The sequence below is a fragment of the Eubacterium sp. MSJ-13 genome (assembly GCF_018918235.1).
GTDB lineage: Bacteria > Bacillota > Clostridia > Lachnospirales > Lachnospiraceae > Butyribacter.
Genome location: NZ_JAHLQE010000111.1, coordinates 1 through 5,781 on the forward strand (window position 1 = coordinate 1; position 5,781 = coordinate 5,781).

Here is a 5,781-nt window from a genome sequence, read left to right on the forward strand (position 1 = left end):
AAAAAAAAATTGGAGGTAAAACAATATGGAAAAAAGAAAAATTTTTAAAAAGTTCTTAAGAAGTGATACTGCGTTTTCCATTATTTTTTCAGGCACATTTTCACCTTTTACAACCTACAGCGCAACAACAGCAAGTGCAAAACAGTCCACTGAACTCAATGATTATGGAGTTTTAACAGACTGCAAAGCTGATGCTGACGGTACTTTGCACCTCTCAAAAAAAGTATGTGCTATTTCTGCTACTGCTCTTGACAAAACAAATGTGACAAAATTCTCAGTAGACAATGACAACCCTTCATTCAAGGCAATTGACGGTGTCTTGTATACAAAAGACGGTACAAGGCTTGTAAGATTTCCAAATAGCGGCTCTGCATCCTTTACTATTCCGTCAGGCGTAAAGACAATTTCACAGTATGCATTTAGAAAGGCAAAAAAACTTGAAGAAATAGTGATTCCCGATACAGTTACAAAAATCGGTGAAGGTGCATTTTACGGATGTAGTTCACTCAGCAAAATAAACATTCCCAAAAAAGTAACCATAATCCACCCTTACACATTTTTTAACTGCTCATCACTTAAAGACATAAAACTTCCTGCCAATCTTGAAAGACTTGGAAAGGATTCTTTTAAAGGTTGTAGCAGCCTTGAAACCGTAAACATACCAAAAAATCTTAACACAATTGAAACTAGAACATTTATGGGATGTGAAAACCTCAAAAAAATCGTTTTTCCGTCATCCCTTGAAACAATCAAACCAGAAGCATTTAGGGAATGTAACAGTCTTACATCAGTAAAACTTCCAAATGATATTGATTCTCTTGGAAATTACGCATTTTACTCATGTAAGAATCTCAAATCAGTCAGATTATCTGATAATATCAACTACATAGGTTATAACACATTTTCTTATTGTGATAGTCTTAAATCTGTCACTATAGGAAAAGATACAAGCTCAATAGCTTATGGTGCATTTTCTAACTGCCCTTCATTAAAAAATATAACAATTCCTGCCAATGTGGAAACTATCTCATATGGTGCATTTGACAACTCTGTTGAAAATTTCAAAGTATCATCTGATAATGCAGTATTTTCGGCATCAGACGGTATTTTGTATAATAAAAATCAGACTACACTCAAAAAATATCCATGTCTCAAGGCAGGAAACTATAAAATTCCTGACACCGTTAAAAAAATCGGAGACAATGCATTTATTAATTGTAAATACTTAAAAAATGTTACAATTACAGACAAAATCAGAACACTCTCTCTGAGTTCATTCAGCGGTTCAGGTATAACAAGACTTAATCTGCCCTCAAAACTTGAACAGGTATATGGTGAATCATCAAACCTGAAAAATCTCAAAAAGATAACCATACCAGATTCAAACAAGAGATTTTTTGTAAATGATGATATTTTATACTGCTATTACGACTTAGAAAACTACAATTCATCCAACTCATCATCATGGACTGGTGATGAAAATGCCTCTAACTACCATATTGTGATATATCCTACAGGAAAAAAAGGTACTGTCACATTGTTAGAACAGACATTATATGCTTCACAGATTCCTTATGAAAATCAGGCATCTTATTTTAAGACTGCATCAGTTTCGTCAGGAGCAGCATTTTGTGTATCTGACAACGGTGTTATAACAAATGCCGAAAAAACAGAAATCTCTGCGATTCCTGGCAACATAAGCAACTGCTATATCGGAAGCAAGATTAAAAATTTATATTACATATACGACTATAAAAATTATCTGAATGGACTTAAAAAATATACAGTTGCAAGTAATAATAAATATTATAAAGCAAAAGACGGTGTACTCTACAATAAACTGCTCACAAAACTTATAGATTACCCTTCACAGAAAAGCGGAAGCTATACATTTCCAAAATCAGTATTATCCGTAAATTATACTGCCTTTAGAAATGCAGCAAAACTCAAAGAAATCAAGCTTGGTAAAAACATTACATCATGCAAAAATCTTTCATTTGAAAACTGCCCAAATCTTTCTAAATTTACAATACCGGAAGGATGCTCTGTAAGAAAACTGACTTTGCACTTAGACGATACTTTCGCACCTAAACTTATATCAATACCTACATCATTAATCTCATTTAAAATGTATGATGTATCAGATAAGATGCGTGAAAAAACCGTAATAGAAGGATTTACAAATACATGTGCCGAAAAAACCGCAAAAACACATAAACTTAAATTTGTCAGCAAAGGCGTTGTTCCAAAAGCATTGAAAAAAGTTAAAATAAACGCATATATAAACGACAGATATGTAAAAATAAGCTGGGAACAGGCTGCAGATGCAAGCGGATATGAAATATACACAGAAAACAATGTCATCAAAAGGATTACAGACAACAAAATAACAAGTGCAAATATTTATATAGGAAAGAACAGTTCAACCGTATTGTATATAAGGGCATACAACCTTGTAGACGGCAAGAAATTATATTCTAAGGCAAAGAAATTTAATGTGTTGCTGCAATAATCAGTGTTAAGTATCACTTGTCAGATATTACTGATAATGTATGATAATCTGACTATACATTATGTAAATAAGTTAAAAGAGATGTCAATTCAAATAGTGACATCTCTTTTTAGTTATAATTTTATAAACTTATCTATCCACTCTTTTCTATTTTTTCAAAACACTATTAACATAATCACCACCAATAAAAATATTACTAGATTTTTTATTTAGCATTTTCATCATAAATATCTAAAAAAGCAAAACTTCTGTTTAACACTTCGTTATTTTTCCAATCATATGCTTTTAAAACTCTGGACCTTTCATCATATTTTTCTTCCGGTGTCCTTATTGCAAAATATGTATTAAAAACAGCCTTTGCTATCAACGACTTTCTCTGTAAATATCTGTTCTGATTTTCTCTAATATACAAAATAAATTTTTCGCTGTTATTGATTAAACTCTCCTCAATATCATCTGTTGCCAAAGCCTCAAGCATAACACTTTCAATCGCACCTGTCTCCTCCTCTGGAAGACAACGAATATAAAAGTCAAGTTCAATTTCTTTAAATACAAGATTGTCTATTTTCCACTTTCTATCAACATTTATATCTCCCTCATTAAAACTTGTCTGCAACTTTTCATTAAGTTTATCCGTAAATTCTTTATTACTCCCAACAGTATCATGGTCTATCAAAATAATAACTTTGTTAAAAAGTTCTTCCTTTTTAGTTGAATACTCCATCTGTTCCTGAAACCGTCTCATTTCTTCCGCTATATTCGTAATTCCTCCACAGCTTCTTATCTCTATTTTAGCTCCCTCTTTTACCAGAATTCTTTTCATCAGTCTGTTAGACACTGTGTTCTCCACAAATCCATCATATTTCCAGCCATATTTATATTGCAATACAAATTGTATCATCAACAAATCTGTTGTTCCTTCACAAAATACGACAGCTTTCATCTATCTCAACTCCAATCCATATTCATCCATCAACTGTACAGCCTTTAATGCATTAACATTGCGTGCTTTTACACCATCTTCCGTATTAACTAAGGTAATCATTCTAATATCCTTTTGCATATCAGGACAACATTTTAAAACTGAATTTATTGCCTCCAGACTATGGGATGTCATAAATATCTGCACATTTAATTTTGCTGCATTTTCTATGATCCACTTAAACACTTTCCCCATAACAGAAACATGAATTGCTGTCTCAAATTCGTCTAACAATAAAATACCATCTTTTGCCTTAAGCAAAGCACTCAAAAGCAGCATTGCTTTTTTCATGCCGTCTCCGTATGCATTTAATAGAAGACCCTCTTTAAATTTTTTTGACAATACAACATATTTTCTTGAATGAGTCATCTCATCTTCTACAGAATTAATCGAAACAAAATCCGGGTCAAATTCTTTCATAATCTCTACAAACTTTTCATATAACTCCGAATTTGTCATCAATGCACTTAAGTAAAATGAGTTATTAGCATGTTGAGTAGGTGACACATATACAACATTTTCAACTATACTTACAAATTTATTTCTTGATGTTGTGAATTTTCTTTGCAAACTGTAAATCTTATCTGAACCACTATTTTTGCCATTTATTTTATAATGTATGTCAAGGAGTGATGCTTCATAATCATTATGTTCATATTCTATTATTCCATCATCAGGTTTAAAAACTCCGATTTTGTCCAACTGCTCATCGTTTAAAATAGTATCTGAAAACTCCCCTATCAGCTCAACTAAAAAAATTTCATTATTATACTTTGCCGAATAAATAATACTTGTTTTATTATTTTCATTATTTATTGGAAACAATGACTTCATTGTGTCATAGGTGGTAGTAGAAATGCGTACTGAGTTTCCCTCCCTACGCCCAAGCAAACGCCACGCTCTTAAATCATTTGGACGCTCTAAACTTTCTATAATCTCTAAAATACTTGTTTTACCCGTATTATTTTCACCGGCAATCACATTGACTCTGCCTAAATTTTCCAATTTTAAACCATCTATACCTCGATACTTTTCTATATTCAACTCCGATAGCATATTTTTCCCTCTTTTAATAAAATTTCATCGTTATCATATAACTTGTTATTTATATTATATACACTGTTGCAATAAAATAATAATATCCTACCCACATTATAAACGCAAGCTTTACTATCTGCATCTGTTGTCAAATAAAAGTACAATTCATTTTTCAACAAATTCCTAAACTTAAAAAAGAGATGTCAATTCAAATAGTGACATCTCTTTTTTGAATAAACTGAATTATTTTTTCCACGGATTATCTCCATATTTTATCATATCGTAAAAATGATATTCCTGAGCCCCAGCATTACTTGCTATTTCCTTTTCATATTCATAATTGGCTTTGATTGCTTTTAAAACCTGCTGTTTTTTAGTATCATCCATCTGTTCATATGTCTTTTCAGTCGATATAAGATACTCCTCCAAAACTATCTTGTGATAATCTTCATCTGCTTGAACCTGTTTTTTGTCTTCATTTGAATTTTCTTTCTTAACTATCTCTTTCATATCTTTGGCCATATAAACAGAAGCTGCTTCAATTCCAGCATCCTCTCTTTGAAGCAGTATCTTCAGACCATAAAATTTTCTTGAAAATGCTTCCATACCGACAGACCATATATCATATGGCTGTGATAGCAGTGGATGTTCCTCAACGGCTTTAAGCAATGTTTCCGTGCCAACCGAATCTACTATCTCTTTTGGAATATCACTAAGCTCATAAAGATCATTCTGTGTCTTTGCAGCTTCCCACTTCTTATCTCCCGGTCTTACAGGATATTTTATATCCCCCGATTTCGTGAACCAATCAGGATACTTTTTCTGTAATACTGTTTTACTGACTTTTTTAGCAATCAATGATTTTTCTGACATCTTCTGTAACTTTGCAAGAGCATCTTTATCCTGCTGTACTTCTAATGATACAGGCATAGAGGTGACAGAATTTGTATCAGTGTTTTTATTGCCGCAGCCGGTCAGAATAAGTGCACATGCACATAATAAGTAAATTTTTCTTCTCATTCTTCTCACTTTCCTCCATAATAAAACCTTTGCTTTCTTTAAATTATCATATCATAAAAATCTTTGTTTTATCATTATTTAGGATAAATGGTCAAAAACACGGGATGAACGGTTTTTTTTACTATTTTCATAAATAAATAATATATGCTATAGTTATATAAACAAAACATGTCAAAAAGCCTCGATGTAGCCCGCTACACCTGCGTTTTTTGACATGCACTCTCGAAAT

General features: G+C 32.2%; 4 protein-coding genes. 1 reads left to right on the forward strand and 3 read right to left on the reverse strand.

The features are described 5' to 3' along the window. The first annotated feature begins 25 nt into the window (after positions 1 to 25). A complete protein-coding gene (locus KQI69_RS07150) occupies positions 26 to 2,512 on the forward strand; it encodes a leucine-rich repeat domain-containing protein (RefSeq protein ID WP_216564659.1) in 2,487 nt (828 codons plus the stop codon). Positions 2,513 to 2,717: 205 nt separating this feature from the next. Here the strand turns inward: KQI69_RS07150 and KQI69_RS07155 are convergent, their stop codons facing one another. The 3 genes from KQI69_RS07155 to KQI69_RS07165 form a co-directional block, all read right to left on the reverse strand. Beyond that, entirely contained in the window at positions 2,718 to 3,455 is a 738-nt protein-coding gene (locus KQI69_RS07155; RefSeq protein ID WP_216564660.1) for a DUF3226 domain-containing protein, read from the reverse strand. Beyond that, a complete protein-coding gene (locus KQI69_RS07160; RefSeq protein WP_216564661.1) occupies positions 3,456 to 4,550 on the reverse strand; it encodes an ATP/GTP-binding protein in 1,095 nt (364 codons plus the stop codon). Between the two features lie 225 nt (positions 4,551 to 4,775). Continuing rightward, positions 4,776 to 5,552 (reverse strand): hypothetical protein, encoded by a 777-nt coding sequence (locus KQI69_RS07165; RefSeq protein ID WP_216564662.1) that lies wholly within the window; start codon positions 5,550 to 5,552, stop codon positions 4,776 to 4,778. Between the last annotated feature and the right edge of the window lie 229 nt (positions 5,553 to 5,781).